General features: G+C 38.8%; 19 protein-coding genes. 8 read left to right on the top strand and 11 right to left on the bottom strand.

Annotated features, from left to right (window positions below):
* Positions 1-18 precede the first annotated feature (18 nt).
* From CKK03_RS22690 to CKK03_RS22725, 8 genes are all read right to left on the bottom strand, one after another.
* Positions 19-1,023 carry an ABC transporter permease gene (locus CKK03_RS22690; RefSeq protein ID WP_099364781.1) on the bottom strand — a complete coding sequence of 335 codons (1,005 nt, stop codon included), beginning with the start codon at positions 1,021-1,023 and terminating at the stop codon, positions 19-21.
* A gap of 82 nt (positions 1,024-1,105) precedes the next feature.
* Complete coding sequence (locus CKK03_RS22695) at positions 1,106-2,740, bottom strand: ABC transporter substrate-binding protein (RefSeq protein ID WP_245864267.1); 1,635 nt, start codon at positions 2,738-2,740, stop codon at positions 1,106-1,108.
* 43 nt (positions 2,741-2,783) lie between these two features.
* Positions 2,784-3,752 carry an ABC transporter ATP-binding protein gene (locus CKK03_RS22700; protein ID WP_099364783.1) on the bottom strand — a complete coding sequence of 323 codons (969 nt, stop codon included), beginning with the start codon at positions 3,750-3,752 and terminating at the stop codon, positions 2,784-2,786.
* Positions 3,724-4,740 carry an ABC transporter ATP-binding protein gene (locus CKK03_RS22705; protein WP_099364784.1) on the bottom strand — a complete coding sequence of 339 codons (1,017 nt, stop codon included), beginning with the start codon at positions 4,738-4,740 and terminating at the stop codon, positions 3,724-3,726. Before CKK03_RS22705 ends, CKK03_RS22700 begins: the two co-directional genes overlap by 29 nt.
* Positions 4,741-4,954: 214 nt before the next feature.
* Entirely contained in the window at positions 4,955-6,706 is a 1,752-nt protein-coding gene (locus CKK03_RS22710) for an ABC transporter ATP-binding protein (protein WP_099364785.1), read from the bottom strand.
* A gap of 103 nt (positions 6,707-6,809) precedes the next feature.
* Positions 6,810-7,340 carry a nucleoside tri-diphosphate phosphatase gene (gene ntdP / locus CKK03_RS22715; RefSeq protein ID WP_099352806.1) on the bottom strand — a complete coding sequence of 177 codons (531 nt, stop codon included), beginning with the start codon at positions 7,338-7,340 and terminating at the stop codon, positions 6,810-6,812.
* Between the two features lie 224 nt (positions 7,341-7,564).
* Entirely contained in the window at positions 7,565-7,819 is a 255-nt protein-coding gene (locus CKK03_RS22720; RefSeq protein ID WP_099352807.1) for a YgaB family protein, read from the bottom strand.
* A 477-nt stretch (positions 7,820-8,296) separates the two neighbouring features.
* Complete coding sequence (locus CKK03_RS22725; protein WP_099364786.1) at positions 8,297-8,473, bottom strand: gamma-type small acid-soluble spore protein; 177 nt, start codon at positions 8,471-8,473, stop codon at positions 8,297-8,299.
* A gap of 158 nt (positions 8,474-8,631) precedes the next feature.
* Here CKK03_RS22725 and yfhS point away from each other — a divergent pair, with 158 nt between their 5' ends.
* Positions 8,632-8,853 carry a mother cell protein YfhS gene (gene yfhS, locus CKK03_RS22730; protein WP_099352809.1) on the top strand — a complete coding sequence of 74 codons (222 nt, stop codon included), beginning with the start codon at positions 8,632-8,634 and terminating at the stop codon, positions 8,851-8,853.
* A 49-nt stretch (positions 8,854-8,902) separates the two neighbouring features.
* Here the strand turns inward: yfhS and mutY are convergent, their stop codons facing one another.
* Positions 8,903-9,982, bottom strand: a complete 1,080-nt coding sequence (gene mutY, locus CKK03_RS22735) for an A/G-specific adenine glycosylase (RefSeq protein WP_099364787.1) — start codon at positions 9,980-9,982, stop codon at positions 8,903-8,905.
* Positions 9,983-10,182: 200 nt separating this feature from the next.
* Here mutY and CKK03_RS22740 point away from each other — a divergent pair, with 200 nt between their 5' ends.
* The 3 genes from CKK03_RS22740 (at position 10,183) to CKK03_RS22750 (ending at position 11,781) form a co-directional block, all read left to right on the top strand.
* Positions 10,183-11,166 (top strand): metal-dependent hydrolase, encoded by a 984-nt coding sequence (locus tag CKK03_RS22740; RefSeq protein WP_099364788.1) that lies wholly within the window; start codon positions 10,183-10,185, stop codon positions 11,164-11,166.
* A 190-nt stretch (positions 11,167-11,356) separates the two neighbouring features.
* Positions 11,357-11,515, top strand: a complete 159-nt coding sequence (locus CKK03_RS22745; protein ID WP_010677476.1) for a small, acid-soluble spore protein K — start codon at positions 11,357-11,359, stop codon at positions 11,513-11,515.
* 113 nt (positions 11,516-11,628) lie between these two features.
* Positions 11,629-11,781, top strand: a complete 153-nt coding sequence (locus CKK03_RS22750; RefSeq protein WP_099352812.1) for a YpzG family protein — start codon at positions 11,629-11,631, stop codon at positions 11,779-11,781.
* A 37-nt stretch (positions 11,782-11,818) separates the two neighbouring features.
* On the opposite strand, the gene CKK03_RS22755 is transcribed toward CKK03_RS22750, so the two are convergent.
* Entirely contained in the window at positions 11,819-12,136 is a 318-nt protein-coding gene (locus tag CKK03_RS22755; RefSeq protein ID WP_099352813.1) for a YfhH family protein, read from the bottom strand.
* Position 12,137: 1 nt separating this feature from the next.
* Positions 12,138-12,953 (bottom strand): recombination regulator RecX, encoded by an 816-nt coding sequence (gene recX / locus CKK03_RS22760; RefSeq protein WP_099364789.1) that lies wholly within the window; start codon positions 12,951-12,953, stop codon positions 12,138-12,140.
* 98 nt (positions 12,954-13,051) lie between these two features.
* Here recX and CKK03_RS22765 point away from each other — a divergent pair, with 98 nt between their 5' ends.
* From CKK03_RS22765 to CKK03_RS22780, 4 genes are all read left to right on the top strand, one after another.
* Complete coding sequence (locus CKK03_RS22765; RefSeq protein WP_099364792.1) at positions 13,052-13,960, top strand: TIGR01777 family oxidoreductase; 909 nt, start codon at positions 13,052-13,054, stop codon at positions 13,958-13,960.
* Between the two features lie 328 nt (positions 13,961-14,288).
* Entirely contained in the window at positions 14,289-14,846 is a 558-nt protein-coding gene (locus tag CKK03_RS22770; RefSeq protein ID WP_099364790.1) for a GNAT family N-acetyltransferase, read from the top strand.
* Positions 14,847-14,933: 87 nt separating this feature from the next.
* Positions 14,934-15,065 (top strand): YfhE family protein, encoded by a 132-nt coding sequence (locus tag CKK03_RS22775; protein ID WP_099352896.1) that lies wholly within the window; start codon positions 14,934-14,936, stop codon positions 15,063-15,065.
* Between the two features lie 106 nt (positions 15,066-15,171).
* Entirely contained in the window at positions 15,172-15,360 is a 189-nt protein-coding gene (locus CKK03_RS22780) for a YfhD family protein (RefSeq protein ID WP_099364791.1), read from the top strand.
* Positions 15,361-15,417 lie beyond the last annotated feature (57 nt).

The raw sequence follows: 15,417 nt of genomic DNA on the forward strand, positions 1-15,417 counted from the left end.
TCACCCCTTCCTTATTTTTTAGCGATATTTAATTCGCGGATCGATAACCGCATATAAAAGATCTACGATTAAATTGATAAAAACAAAGAAGGTCGCGACCACTAAAATACCTGACTGAATCACCGGGTAATCACGATAATTGATCGCTTCATAAATATATCTTCCAATTCCAGGCCAACCAAAGATGGTTTCTGTTAAAATAGCTCCCCCAAGCAATAAACCTGTTTGTAAACCGATTACCGTTAAAACTGGGATAACTGCATTTTTCAAGGAGTGCTTGTACACGACCCAAAACATCTTGACTCCCTTTGCACGTGCCGTTCTTACGAAGTCTGAACGCATCACCTCAAGCATGCTGGAGCGTGTAATTCGTGCGATTATTGCCATTGGAATGGTTGCTAGCGCGACACTCGGTAGGATTAAATGCTTTAAGACCGTCACAAATTGATCAGTTCTTCCGGTAATCAGAGTATCTATTAAATAAAGACTGGTAAATGATTCAACTGGGTCACGTACATTTTCCCTGCCGGTGGTTGGTAATAGGTCTAATTGAAGTGCAAATGCCCACTGCTCCATTAACCCTAACCAAAAAATTGGCATCGATACACCTATTAAAGCAAGGACCATCGCAGTGTAATCAAACCAAGAATTCTGAAACCAAGCGCTTATAATTCCAGCGTTAACTCCTATTACAATTGCAATAATCATCGCAACAAGGGTTAACTCGATTGTTGCTGCTAGATAGGGCCAAATCTCATCACTTATAGCCGTCTTCGTCCGAATAGATTCACCTAAATCACCGGTCAAGAGGCCCTTGATATACTCGAAATATTGAATGTACAAAGGTTGATCCAGACCAAGTTTTGTTGTTAGCGCGGCAATGGCCTCCTCGGTAGCACGCTGGCCAAGGATAATTTGTGCCGGATTTCCTGGAATTAGGTGAATAATTGAAAAGACAACGAGCGTCATGCCGATTAACACTGGAATGACCATTCCAATTCGTCGTAACGTATATGCGAACAAGGTTATCACCTCTTTTGTAGGAGAAGTAGACGTCAAAGAGGAGAATAAATCTCCCCTTTGATCTGTCTCAAACATTCATCTTTTACTCAAATTCAACCTTTGTTAAGATATCAGAACCAGTTGGATGTGGAAGCAGTCCTTTTAGGTTTTTCTTTCCTGCTAGTAGTGGTGTTGAGTGCACCAATGGTGCCCATGGAGAATCCTCATGGATAATTTCCTGAGCTTTTTTATACAATTCATTTCGTTGCTCTTGATCTGGAATGGTTTGGGCTTCAATTAAAATATCATGAAGCTCATCATTACTGTAATAAGAATAGTTGTTACTGCCGATGCTATCTTTATCTAACAACGTATAGATAAAGTTATCTGGGTCTCCATTGTCCCCTGTCCAACCTAACATGTAGGCATCAAATTCTCCTTTACTTGCTTGTTCCAAATACGTTCCCCAATCAACTGATTTAATTTCTGCCTTAACACCGATTTCAGCAAAGCTTGATTGGATGACCTCTGCAACCTTCATTCCATCAGGCATGTATGGACGTGGAACAGGCATTGCCCAAAGCTCCATTTCAAACCCATCCGGATAACCTGCCTCAGCTAGTAATTCCTTCGCTTTTTCGAGATTATATGGATATGGTTCAATATCATCGTTATATCCTTCTAATGCTGGTGGAAGTGGATTTTTAGCAGGCTCGGCAAGTCCTCCATAAAATGCTGCAATAATTCCTTCTTTATCAATCGCATGATTTAAGGCCTGACGAACGAGTTTATTATCAAAAGGTGGTCTATTCACTGTAAAACCTAAGTAACCAACATTCATCGAAGGTCGCTCAAATGTTTGTAAATCAGGATTTCCTTCAATTTGAGTTAAATCGGAAGGGTTTACGCCATCCATCAAATCAATTTCACCTGCAAGTAATGCATTAAGACGAGCCGAATTTTCTGGGATTGATCTGAAAATAATTTTCTCTAATTTCGGATAGCCTTCCATCCAATAATCAGCGTTCTTTTCTAATGTAATTCTGTCATTTTCTTTCCATTCAACAAATTTAAATGGCCCTGTACCTACTGGATTTTTCATGAAATCTCCACCAAATTTCTCAAGTGCAGCAGGGCTTGCAATACCGAATGGGGACATCGCAAGGTTCTTCAGGAAAGGAGCTTGTGGACGATTTAAGATAAATTTAACCGTAAAATCATCTTCAGCAATTACTTCCTTTATCACATGTCCTTCATCCCCTTTAAAACCTCCAAACATGGTGTAATAAGGGAATTGGTCAGCGTCTCCATTCATCCATCGCTCAAAGTTCTTAACCACGGCATCTGCATTAAAATCCGTACCGTCATGGAATTTAACACCTTCACGAAGCTTCAGTGTATATTCAAGCCCGTCTTCAGAAGGTGTCCACTCAGTTGCCAGACCTGGTTGTAAAGTTGTGTCTTGCTCTCCATAGTTTAGTAAGGTTTCAAAGATATTCACCGTTACCTTAAAGGTTTCCCCCTCCGTGGTTGAAATTGGATCTAGAGAAACGGAATCCCCACCACGACCAAACACAAGCTCTTTTTGCACTTCTCCTGTTGGTGTCTCTTCTTTTGGCTTATCTCCCTCATTTTGATTTTCATTTCCTTCTTCACTTCCTCCACTACAGCCTACTAAAGCTGTCGATATAAGGAGCAGGAATAAAAGTGAGATTAGTATGCCTTTCCTCTTAAACAATGAAATTCCCCCTTGTAGCATTTTTTATCATGAATGCTGCGAGTCATTCGTAGAGATGACAAGCAACAAAATGACCTTCTTCCACTTCCTTAAACTCTGGGCGTGTCGTCTTGCAAATATCCATACAACTGTGGCATCTTGTGTGAAATGTACAACCTGCAGGTGGGTTTGATGGGCTTGGAATCTCCCCGGTGATCCCAACCGACTCATTTTTATAATCTGGGTCTGGAATTGGCACAGCTTCAAGCAAGCTTTTTGTATATGGATGCAGAGGTTTATTGTAAAGCTTCTCACTATCAGTCAATTCTATGATTCTTCCTAAATACATCACGCCCACTCTATCACTTATATGCCGCACTACCCCTAAATCATGTGCAATAAATATATAGGTGAGGTCATATTTCTTTTGCAGATCCTCCATAAGGTTTAAGACCTGTGATTGAATCGACACATCGAGAGCGGAAACTGGCTCGTCTGCAATAATGAGGGAAGGATTAGTCATTAACGCCTTTGCAATACCAATACGCTGTCGCTGTCCTCCACTAAATTGGTGCGGATATCGTTTTGCATGATAACTACTTAATCCTACGACCTCTAGCATTTCTTGGACTCTACGCTTTCGTTCCTTTCTATCACCAATCCCGTGAACGATCAGAGGCTCCTCTAGTATTTTTTCGACAGTATGCCTTGGATTAAGGGAAGCGTATGGATCCTGAAAAATAAATTGCATATCACGTCTGAGCTTCCTCATCTCTGATAATGATAGATTTGTAACATCCTGATCGTTAAATAGAACCTGCCCTTCCGTTGGGTCTAAAAGCCGTAAGATAAGTCTTCCTGTTGTAGATTTTCCACACCCACTTTCTCCAACGATCCCTAGTGTTTCGCCCTTATTCACAAAAAAGGAAAGTCCATCAACGGCCTTTACATCTCCAATCTTTTTTCCAAACACGCCGCCCTTAATCGGAAAATACTTTTTTAAATTATGGACTTGTAGTAAAGGCTGTGTCATGATTGCTCTCCTCCTCTCGAGTTTGTAAAAAACAGCGAACACGATGGCCCCTGTCATCCACCTTATAAAGCTCTGGATTTTCTGAGGAACATCGTTCAAATGCGAATTCACATCGCTCAGCAAAACGACACCCATGCTTGATTGAACCGGGCTTTGGTACATTTCCAGGAATTGAATAAAGGCGTTCATTCTTATTACGAATATCGGGAACTGATTTTAATAATCCTTTTGTATATGGATGTATCGGATTTTTAAAAATAGAGGAGACTTCGCCTTCTTCCACAATCTTTCCGGCATACATGACAACCACTCGTTCACATATTTGCGCAACAACGCCTAAATCATGTGTGATGAGCATAATGGCAGTAGTCATCTCGACGTTTAATTCCTTCATTAGCTTTAAGATCTGTGATTGAATCGTAACGTCTAAGGCAGTAGTTGGCTCATCGGCGATTAATAGTTTTGGGTTGCAAGCCATCGCCATTGCAATCATCACTCTTTGACGCATACCTCCAGATAATTGGTGCGGATACTCATCCATTAATTCCTCTGCTCGCGGCAGGCCGACACGTTTCATAATTTCAATTGCCTTTAAACGAGATTTCCTTTTATCCCATTTCATATGTATCTTTATCCCCTCTATCATTTGATTCCCGATTGTAAATAGAGGATTTAGAGATGTCATGGGTTCCTGAAAAATCATTGCGATTTCATTTCCCCTAATTTGACGCATCTTTTTCTCAGAGTAATGGATGATATTTTCACCGTTAAAAATAATTTCACCACCGACAACTTTGCCAGGAGGATTTGGAACTAGTCCCATTATCGATAAGGATGTGACACTTTTTCCGCAACCAGATTCTCCAACTACCCCGAGAATTTCCCCTTCTTTTATATGAAAGTCAATGTGGTCAACTGCTGGAATTTCCCCTTCATCAGTAAAAAATGAGGTGCGTAAACCTTTTACCTCAATTATTTTTTCCCCCATTTATCACACCTGCCTTTACAAGAAGTTTTATTAAAAAGGTGGACGAATTATTACAACATTGTAAAAAAAAGGCTTCGAGAAACGAAGGAATTTTCTCTTATGATTCGACACGATTTCCCTGGAAATAACAAAAAGATTTCATCCCAATCAGAACCCCGTCGAATCTGAAGATAAAAAAAAGACACGGAAGTTTATCCGTGTCCATTTGCTTTCCTTAATCATCAAGTTGTTGTACCTGGAATAGGTTGAAATAATGTCCTTTTTGGCTCATTAATTCGGCATGCGTTCCGACTTCTACGATTTCCCCATGCTCTATTAAGACAATTTTATCAGCATGCGTAATCGTCGATAATCGATGCGCAACGATAAAGGTAGTACGATTTTTTGCTAATTCCTCTAGTGATTCCTGAATGAGGTGTTCACTTTCAAGATCCAATGCTGAAGTTGCTTCATCCCAGATTAATAATGGCGGATTTTTTAAAAATACGCGTGCAATTGCAATTCGTTGTTTTTGTCCACCTGATAGCTTTACGCCTCGTTCCCCTACTTTTGTATCATAGCCTTGAGGAAGATTTTCGATAAATTCATGGGCATTTGCAGCTTTAGCTGCTTCAATAATTTCTTCGTCAGTTGCTCCAGGCTTACCAAGAAGAATATTATGCTTAACTGATTCACTAAATAAAAAGGTATCCTGATGGACCATACCAATTTTATCACGAAGACTTCTTACTTTATAAGAACGAATATCCGTCCCATCTAATAAGATTCTCCCTCCAGTTACATCGTAGAATCTCGGTATTAAGCTGACGAGTGTCGACTTTCCTCCACCACTCATTCCGACCAGAGCAACTGTTTCTCCACTTTGAATGTTAAGATTAATATTCTTTAAAACGACTTGATCGTCATCATCATCGCCATATGAAAATGTGACATTTTCGAAACTCATATTTCCGGATACATTTTTACATTCAACCGCATTCGGCCCGTCGACGATATCATATTTTTCATCAATAAATTCAAATACACGATCCATCGAAGCAAGGGCTTGTGTTAATGTTGTTGATGAGTTTACAAGTCGTCTTAACGGGTTGTAGAGTCGATCTATATAAGCGACAAACGCAACTAACGTTCCGACTGTTAAATCACCTTGAATCACTTGATAGCCTGCATACCCGATTACAAGTAGTGGGGCGATATCCGTTATCGTATTAACGACAGCAAAGGTTTTTGCATTCCAGCTTGTATGGTCTAATGCCTTTTGTAGAAAATTGCTGTTTTGTTTATCAAAAAGCCTTTGTTCATGATCTTCAATTGCAAAACTTCGGATAACAGGAATCCCCTGTACACGTTCATGGAGATACCCTTGCACCTCTGCCAACGCCTGTGATCTCGATCTTGTAAGATGGCGCAGCCTGCCATAAAAATACTTAATCGAAAATCCATAGAGTGGAAATAAAATAATAGAAACGATCGTTAATGGAATATCGAGCGTCAGCATAATTCCAATTGCAATTAAAATGGTAAACAGATCAAGCCATAAGTTCATTAACCCTGTAATGACGAATGTTTTTGTTTGTTCCACATCATGGATAACCCTGGATATTACTTCACCCGCTCGTGTATTGGCATAATACCTTAGACTTAGCTTTTGTATATGGTCAAAAAGCTGGTCACGGATATCATAAAGGATTTTACTACCGACCCATTGTGCATAATATTGACGATAATATTCAACAGGTGGCCGTAGTACAAGAAAAATAAATAACATGATTCCCATCGCTAGGAAAAGTTTCGATAGTTTATCATCTTGGGTAAGATCTGCAGCGATGACATCATCCAATACATATTTCAGTAATAGTGGGGTGAGCATTGGAATCGAAAATTTTATGATACCAATGATAATTGTGACAAAGATTTGAAACCGGTACGGCTTCACAAATTTCATATAACGTTTAGTACTCCCCAATCCCCTGACCTTCCTTCTAGTTGTTGTACAATCTATTACCCGAAAAAAATCGGGTTAAAATTTGAAAACCTGTTGTTCATTTCAACAGGTTCAGGTGAAAATCTTAACTTCGATAGGTTAAATAGCGCTCATACCAGATATCGATAAAATCCGGTGCGAATGGACCTTTACGTCCACGAATCCATTGGATAAGCTTGTCCACATTATTTTTTAATATCTTATCGATGACATCAGGATAATTCATTTCACGACGATGCTTTTCATACTCATCCTCGTCTAATAAGATAAAAGTCATATCTGGAAATACCTTTATATCCAAGTCATAATCGATATATTTCAATGCTTCATCATCGGAAATAAACGGTGAACTGATATTACAGTAATAATAAACCCCATCCTCACGTATCATTCCGATAATATTAAACCAATGGCGCGCATGAAAGTAACATATAGCCGGTTCACGTGTAATCCAAGTCCGGCCGTCGGACTCTGTCACAGTTGTGCGGTCATTCCCGCCAATAACTATGCTTTGTGTACCTTTAAGCACTCTTGTTTCTTCCCAAACACGGTGAATATGGCCATTATGTTTATAACTATGGATTTGTATTTTGTCTCCTTCCATGGGAATACCCATTCTCTCTCCCTACTTTCACTTTGGGCAGCTTTGTCTTATACATTTCTAAATCTTCCTATATTTGATATAGATTTTGTATTTTATTCGATAGGTTTAATGCCGAACTCCCATATCGAATGTATAAAAACAAAGAAAAACCTTTTTTTACTATTATAACGGTTAGTCCGATTTTTTAAAACAAAAGAGCCATCGTTATTTTTCGATGACTCTTTTACGCAACATATTTAGACAGTTTGATGGATTTTGCCTTGATAGGATCGAATAACTTCTTCAGTTTGTTGCTGAAATAAGTCATGAATCTGCGTTAGCTCATCTTGCATACGTTTTATCTCTTCTTGTATTGGCTGGAGTTCAGTTTCTTTTTGAAGTTCTAAAATTTGCTTCTCTAGTTCTTGGCATCTTTCAATTTCAGATTGAATGAAAAGTAGCTTATCCATTGTTTTTAACTGTTCACCAACAAGGGCATTAAAATTGCTCATCATGTGATCCTCCTAATTGTCTATGAACTAATATTATTGTTATAACCTATTATTTCTGGAAATAGACTCAATTTCCTTTGTCTATGTATGTAGTTATATAGGAGGTTTTGTCAAACTATCAAGGAATGACGTTTGCTGGCGGTTCATTGATTGATTTAGGATATCATCCAGGTTTATGAAGGACTTTACGCGGTGAACTTTGCTTCGTTCAGGACTTCATCCTGCTTATGAAGGACTTTATGCGTGGACAGTTGCTCCGTTCAGGACTTCATCCCCCATATGAAGGACTTTACTCGGTGACCTTTGCTCCTGTCAGGACTTCATCCTGCTTATGAAGGACTTTACGCGTAGGCAGTTGCCCCGGTCGGTACTTCATCCTGCTTATGGAAGCTACTTCATCCAACTCAAGAAAATGGAAAACACTTCCCGACGAATACAGGAAGTGTTTTGGGTAAAGCAGTAAGTATGTTGTTTATATTAGCCTTGGCCTTTGTTAGACTGAGACTGTTGGTTTTGACGTCTTACTTCTTGTGCGTTTGTTTCGCTAGCAAACTCAGTACCGAATTGACCACCAGCACCTTGAGATTGAGCGTTTTGTTGTCTAACTTGCTCAACGTTTGTTCCAGCTGAAGTTTTGTTTGGTTGTTTAGCCATTTGTAATCACCTCCACGACAATTAATTTGTCCTAGAAAGGAATTTAATATCCAAAAAAAATTTTATTTAAAAATAGGATAATTTTACATGCTTTGGATAATCTTATTAATTGAACATAGTGAAACTAATATCATGTTCAAAAAGGAGGGTAATTGAAGATGTATGCTGGTCGAGACATGACTCATTTATCAATGATCCCAAAAAATGAATGGAAGGAAAGCGAGCTTGCTTTTTTCCACCATTCCTTTCAACAAATTGTCCCTTATTTAAATGCTGAGGGCCAATCCCTTCACCGTGAAATTGTCCAGGAAATTGAAGCCAGGGGCGGTTTCCATCGTAACAATGAATATACAAGTGATATAAAATTGTCGTATGATTAATCTTTAGGTAGAGATAAAGTGGGTCAAGGGACCTGTCCCCTTGACCCATTTATTTGGTGAGGTAGCTTTTTAATATTTTTTGATGGGAAACTGGGAAGGTGTACTCTTCCATTTCCTTTAAGCTAACCAGTTTCAAGTTGTCGGTTTCATTTATGGTACCCTCTATTTTCCCTTCAAAAACGGTTATGTTCCAAATCAAATGAGAAAACACATGCTGGATCGTCGTGAATGCTTGTCCAATTTTTGCTTTTACTTGATACTCATTGGTCAAAAAATCTCCGAGCTGTTCTTTTGGTGCCTGGACGTCTAGAATGGTTTCGTTGTTTGGAAATTCCCATAAATTTGCTAAAAGTCCTTTTTCAGGTCGTTTATGGATTAAAAATTTACCATCGTCGTTTATTAAAACCACTGCCGCCATAGAAACAGCCGTTGGTGCCTTTTTCTTACTCTTTACTGGTAGTTCTTTTTGAACACCCTCCGCAAATGCTCTACAGTGTTCACGTACAGGACATAATAGGCAAGCTGGGTTTCCTGGAACGCAAATGAGTGCACCTAATTCCATTAAAGCTTGATTAAAAGCAGATGGATTGTCTTTTGAGATAATCTCTCTGACAATGTCCTCAAACAGCTGGCGCGTTTTGGGCTTAGCGATGTCATCCCATACTGATAAAATCCTCGAAAGCACTCGCATCACATTTCCATCCACTGCTGGCTCTGGGATTCCATAAGCAATACTTAGAATAGCCCCTGTCGTATATGGGCCTACACCTTTTAGGCTCGAGATTCCCTCAACTGTATTTGGAACCTTGCCATCATATTCTTGCGCCACTTCCCTTACAGCTGCATGAAGGTTTCGAACGCGTGAATAATACCCTAAACCTTCCCATGCTTTAAGAACTTTCTCTTCTTCCGCTTCAGCAAGAGCTTCGATTGTCGGAAACTTAGAAACGAAATTCTCAAAATACGGAATGACAGTATCCACTCTAGTTTGCTGGAGCATAATTTCCGAAACCCATACTTTATACGGGTCTTGATCCTGCCTCCATGGAAGGTCTCTTTGTTCCTCTTCAAACCATTCAATTAAATCTTTTTGAAATTCATTTATCGAAAAATTTTCTAAAAGTTTCATTTATCAATACCATTCCCTCTCCCAAGGTGATAAAATTAAAATAATTTACCTACATTAAAAAGAAGCGTGTCCTTCTTCTAGAAATCCGATCTCAATACCCAAAGAAGTTAGTGTTCCAGTCAATTTTTATCAAATATCTTTTTAAATTGAGATTGTTGGTTACATTAAACTTAGGAACATTTGAAAAAGGAGGTCCCATTTTGGATACAGGAACACATGTCGTTATGGGTTTTGCTTTAGGTGGCATTGCCACACTTGACCCAAATGTTACGATTAACCCAGCTACCACTCAAGCTGTGATCTTTGGTACGCTAATTGGGTCACAGGCACCAGACCTTGATACTATACTTAAATTGCGAAACAATGCTAATTATATAAAAAATCACCGAGGAATTACACATTCCATACCAGCCGTTTTACTTTGGCCAATTCTGATAACTGGCGCTCTTTTATTCTTTTTCCCTGAAGCGAATCTGTTACATCTTTGGATGTGGACCTTTATCGGTGTCATTCTCCATGTATTTGTCGATATTTTTAACGCATATGGAACACAAGCGTTGCGACCCTTTTCTCACAAATGGGTTGCATTAGGTGTTATCAACACATTTGACCCTTTTATCTTCGTCATTCACCTAGTTGGAATTATCGTGTGGAAGCTTGGACTTCATCCAGGGGTTACTTTCTTTTCCATTTATGCGATCCTTCTCGTTTATTATATCATTCGATTTCGAATGCGGAATAATGTTGAAGCAGCCGTTCGTGCTAAAATCGATGAAGAAATTACGGAGGTTATTATTTCTCCAACCTATCGTTTCAGTCAATGGCATATTGCTGTCATAACAGAGAAATACTTTTATGTCGCTCGCTCCATAAACAACGAACTTATTTTACACGATCAATTTGCAAAACGCCCAATTCCTGACACACCTGTTATAAATGCTGCGAAAAAGGACAAGAACTTAGCAGCGTTCCTTCACTTCTCACCCGTTTATCGCTGGGAAGTTGATGAGTATGATGATTATTTTGAAGTTCGCTTTATTGACTTAAGGTACCGAAGCAAGGGACATTATCCATTTGTTGCCGTTGTACAGTTGGATCTTGATTTAAACATTATAACATCCTATACTGGCTGGATTTTTAGTGAAGAAAAGCTCCGTAAGAAACTAGAGCTCATTCCAAGTTAGACCATTTTCCCCATAACAATGTTTGTTATGGGGCTTATTACTTCCAATTACTTGATTAAGATTACCATTAATTCACGTTCTCCATTTTACATCATAAGAGGCCAAGAACTCCATACTAGTAATACGTGTTTAAAGGAGAGAAATCCCTTTTGGCACGATGTCCAATTTTGCTTCTATAGGAGGTATTCGCATGCGGAACAAAAAACGAGGATTCCCAAATCAGAATCGTAATAAGTTTCAGGGTGAGCCTAGAGCAAAGGCAGAATACGCTTCAACAAGAGCAGATGGTTCCATTAACACACATCCACAGGAGCGAATGAAGGCTTCAAGTGAACGACACGATTTTTAATTTAGGTGTTATTTAGATCAAAGACAAGACGCCACATCCTGCAGTCTTCGTCTTTTGACCCACATCACGTGGGCCTAAAAAATCGAATCGAATATAACTTGGAGGTGCGTATAATGGGTAAAAAAGGCTATAAACGAAATGAGTACAATAATCCTTTTCAACAAGCATGGGCTAATCCGAAACATGCTTGGGCACAGGTTAATGGTGAAACAAGACGCACACAAAATCTCATTATATTGGAGCATCAAACAAGAAAACAATCATAAAATAAAAACCAGAGAGATCGTTTCTCTCTGGTTTTTATTATTCTTTAATAAGCAATGAAATCGGTAATGCTTCTTCTTTGTCCTCTTGACCCATTCGATGTCCCCAAGCAAACACACCATTGATGTAGTCGATTTTAAAATAACTGCCAGGGTCACCATCAATTTCATATGTTTCACCAGGTTTGTAATCCTCTGGATTAAGGAGATATGCTTTAGCCATAGAAGCTTTTCGTTCGAGCACAGCAAGTTCATTTACAATGCCAAGCTGTTCTGCTTTTCGGGCTTGTTCCTTTAAGCCAGCAATTTCTTGTCTTAATTCAAATTCTGTCATTTGGCTATATCGTTTTTCTTGCATGTTAGTTCTCTCCATCCTTTATGTGGGTGATGAATTTTTCAATCATATCTAAGTCAAAGCCTTTGCGAAAAAGAGCTTGTTTCATTTTTTGTTCGTATTCCCATCCATCTAATTTTTCATATTTACGATGAGCCTTCATACCATGGTGCTCGAGGGCTCCCCACTCTTCATCTGTGTCCTTCTCAATCGATGCTTCTTCCATGGCGATTTGAATGACGTCCCATGAATAACCTTTTCTTTGAAGGGTTTGTTCGATTTTTTGTTTTGTTTGACGTTCTGAAGCTTTATTGTTTTTTGGGATTGTTTTTGAAATAAGCTTAATGGCCTTTTTCACTTGCTCGTCCATCGTAAAGAGGGCAAGACTTTTCAATAGCAAATCCTGTCCAATTCCTTTTTCAAAAAGTTCTTGTTTAATAACCTCAGGACCCTTTGTGGTTGTATTAATTTGTGTTTGGACATACGCTTTCGCAAATTCCTCATCATTTATGTATTTATAGTCGGCCAGTTTATGAATCACGTCTGGAATAATGGGTTCATCAACTTCTTTTTTCTTAAGATAATCAATGACTTCCTTCGTCGAACGCATTCTATAGGATAAAAAATTCAATGCCAAATTAAAGGCTTTTTTCACTTCATCCTCAAACTGTATTTCCGAAATGTCTAACTCATCAAGCTCCATCCCTTTTTTTAGCTGAAAAGAAATAAGGATATCCTGATCAACACTAAAAGCATATTCCTCACCCTTCCCGTGATCAAGAAAAATATTAAATCGCTCTGTGTTTTTCTTTTGAGTTGTGATTTTCGCTATAATGGCCATATCAATTACACCTCCCCTTTATAGTAGCACAGAAATTTAGAGGATAAATGGAAAACTTATTGAATTATGTAGGAAAAGGCATAGAAAGGAAGAAAAAAATGAAGATTGCGATTGCTGGTGGAACTGGCTTTGTCGGGAAAAAGCTTACCGATTTTCTTTTGGATCAGAATCACGACGTATTTATTTTAACAAGAAATACTACTTATACAAGTCATCACCCAAACCTACATTATGTTGAATGGCTAACATCAACAAGTTCCCCAGAAAACCAGCTACAAGGACTAGATGCTATGATTAATCTTGCTGGTGAATCGTTGAATAGTGGTAGATGGACAGAGACACGTAAAAAAAGAATAACAGAAAGCCGGATATCAGCAACAAAGGAAATTCTTCGCATACTCTCTTCTTTGCCTAAAAAGCCGGAAGTCTTGTTGAATGCAAGTGCAATTGGAATTTATGGTACTTCAGAGACCGACACTTTTACAGAAGATTCTACGCAAACTGGCAGTGACTTTCTAGCAAGGACCGTAATTGCTTGGGAAGACGAAGCAAAGAAAGCAACTAACCTAGGTGTCCGAACTTGTTTCTTACGTTTTGGCGTTGTTCTTGGTGAGGATGGTGGTGCTCTTACACGTATGGTGTTACCTTATCATTTTTTCATCGGAGGCACGATCGGCTCAGGAAAACAGTGGTTATCATGGATTCATATTGATGATGTTGTTCAAGGCGTAGATTTTCTTTTACACAATCCATCCGTTCATGGCTCAGTTAACTTCACAGCCCCACAGCCCATGCAAATGAAACACTTTGGTCAAACCATCGGAGCAATTATGCACCGACCACATTGGCTTCCAGTACCCGGGTTTGCCTTAGAGGTATTACTCGGTGAAATGAGCATCTTGGTTTTAAAAGGACAAAAAGTGTTACCAAAAAAACTAGAAGAGCACGGGTTTTCTTTTACCTATAAAACATTAGAACAGGCGTTGAGTCACATTATAAAAGGTTGATTCGACATGATTCATCAAAGTCTTTACAAAACCGTCGAAATTACCAAAAATTTGATACAAAAATTTCACAAAAAACCTATTTATTTTTACAAAAGATTCGAGTATGATACCTAGAGTGAAGTAAAAAAAAGAACAACACAACAATAAAATACAAACTTAAAATTGGCTAATTCAAGTTGGCTAACTTTAGGGAAGGCAAATGGTGCGCCACCAGTTTCACTGGTTCTAGTGGGTTCGATTCCCACCCCGAAATTTTTTATCAATACAAAAAATTTCGAGGGTGGATCCTGCCACAGGTCTGGTCTGTCCTCATCTGGAGGGGAAACTGATGCTAAAAAAACGTGAACTTCAGGATTGTCAAGCGCTTTATGACTTACTGGTGCACCCAGATGTCTTCCCATTTGTGCGTCAAAAGGCTTATTCCTATGAAGAGTTTTTATTTGTAACAAAGCAAACGATGGAGGCAGAAGAGCGTGGTGAATTGATTTCACGTACCATTTTAGACGAGTGGGGCTCTCCGATCGGAACGATAAATTTATACGACATTGCGGACAATGCTGGATTTCTTGGTACTTGGATTGGCAAACCATTTCATGGAAAAGGCTACAATCAAGTAGCAAAGGATGCATTTTTTGCAGAACTCTTTTTTGAACTTGGTATTGAAACGATTTTTATGAGAGTTAAGAAAGTAAACCATCGCTCAACAAAAGCTGTTCAAAAGCTGCCGTTTGTATCATTCGCCAATGAAACGCGAAAGTCATTACTTGACCAAATCAATGCTGATGGTGATATTTATAATCTTTATGAGGTTTCCAAAGATTTATATACATTACACACTTTACGTGTTGGACACAATACTGAAGAAGAACATTTAAGAGAAGCTTAAACCCGTTATTTTCAACGGGTTTTTTGTTTGGATTTTTTTGGAATGGATAAACTAATACTACATTACTTAGAAAGTGAGGAATCTTTGATGGCAAAAGAAAAAAAGCGTGACAATAAGTCAAAAAGCACTTTAAGCAGCATGCAAGAGGTTTCATATTCTAGGGATTTTAAAATGGCAGATCAAGCCGGTGGGTATACGAAGAAGCAGGCAAGACATTAATACATATCAGTATCTTCCACTTATTTAAGTGGTTTTTCAAGGTCATCCTATAATTGAGTAGGTTACATTTGTGACCTCTCCACTATTATCTAGGATGGTGTTGAGAATGGGCAGATCAAGAGGACAAAAATCACGTGATAAGAACAAAGGGAACTTACCACAGGTTCCACAAAACATGAAATCAGATGGTCGAGATGTCGAGTTCTCACGTGAACTTGCTGACCAAGACGATTTAGAAGCGCTAGCACGCTCAAATGCAGCCGATGCAAGAGCGAAAAAACGAAAAAAGAAATAAGTAATGCGTTAAAAACCGAAGGAAAACTAAACTGTACCCTGTAGAGTAGACACTTAA

Origin of the sequence: Fredinandcohnia onubensis, assembly GCF_002734215.1 — a bacterium.
GTDB classification, from domain to species: domain Bacteria; phylum Bacillota; class Bacilli; order Bacillales; family Bacillaceae_L; genus Ferdinandcohnia; species Ferdinandcohnia onubensis.

Coding starts and splice junctions, on each gene's coding strand:
- CKK03_RS22700 (WP_099364783.1), bottom strand. CDS start 3,752: ATGACACAGCCTTTACTACAAGTCCATAATTTAAAAAAGTATTTTCCG.
- CKK03_RS22705 (WP_099364784.1), bottom strand. CDS start 4,740: ATGGGGGAAAAAATAATTGAGGTAAAAGGTTTACGCACCTCATTTTTT.
- ntdP (WP_099352806.1), bottom strand. CDS start 7,340: ATGGGTATTCCCATGGAAGGAGACAAAATACAAATCCATAGTTATAAA.
- CKK03_RS22720 (WP_099352807.1), bottom strand. CDS start 7,819: ATGAGCAATTTTAATGCCCTTGTTGGTGAACAGTTAAAAACAATGGAT.
- CKK03_RS22725 (WP_099364786.1), bottom strand. CDS start 8,473: ATGGCTAAACAACCAAACAAAACTTCAGCTGGAACAAACGTTGAGCAA.
- yfhS (WP_099352809.1), top strand. CDS start 8,632: ATGTATGCTGGTCGAGACATGACTCATTTATCAATGATCCCAAAAAAT.
- mutY (WP_099364787.1), bottom strand. CDS start 9,982: ATGAAACTTTTAGAAAATTTTTCGATAAATGAATTTCAAAAAGATTTA.
- CKK03_RS22745 (WP_010677476.1), top strand. CDS start 11,357: ATGCGGAACAAAAAACGAGGATTCCCAAATCAGAATCGTAATAAGTTT.
- CKK03_RS22750 (WP_099352812.1), top strand. CDS start 11,629: ATGGGTAAAAAAGGCTATAAACGAAATGAGTACAATAATCCTTTTCAA.
- CKK03_RS22755 (WP_099352813.1), bottom strand. CDS start 12,136: ATGCAAGAAAAACGATATAGCCAAATGACAGAATTTGAATTAAGACAA.
- recX (WP_099364789.1), bottom strand. CDS start 12,953: ATGGCCATTATAGCGAAAATCACAACTCAAAAGAAAAACACAGAGCGA.
- CKK03_RS22765 (WP_099364792.1), top strand. CDS start 13,052: ATGAAGATTGCGATTGCTGGTGGAACTGGCTTTGTCGGGAAAAAGCTT.
- CKK03_RS22770 (WP_099364790.1), top strand. CDS start 14,289: ATGCTAAAAAAACGTGAACTTCAGGATTGTCAAGCGCTTTATGACTTA.
- CKK03_RS22775 (WP_099352896.1), top strand. CDS start 14,934: ATGGCAAAAGAAAAAAAGCGTGACAATAAGTCAAAAAGCACTTTAAGC.
- CKK03_RS22780 (WP_099364791.1), top strand. CDS start 15,172: ATGGGCAGATCAAGAGGACAAAAATCACGTGATAAGAACAAAGGGAAC.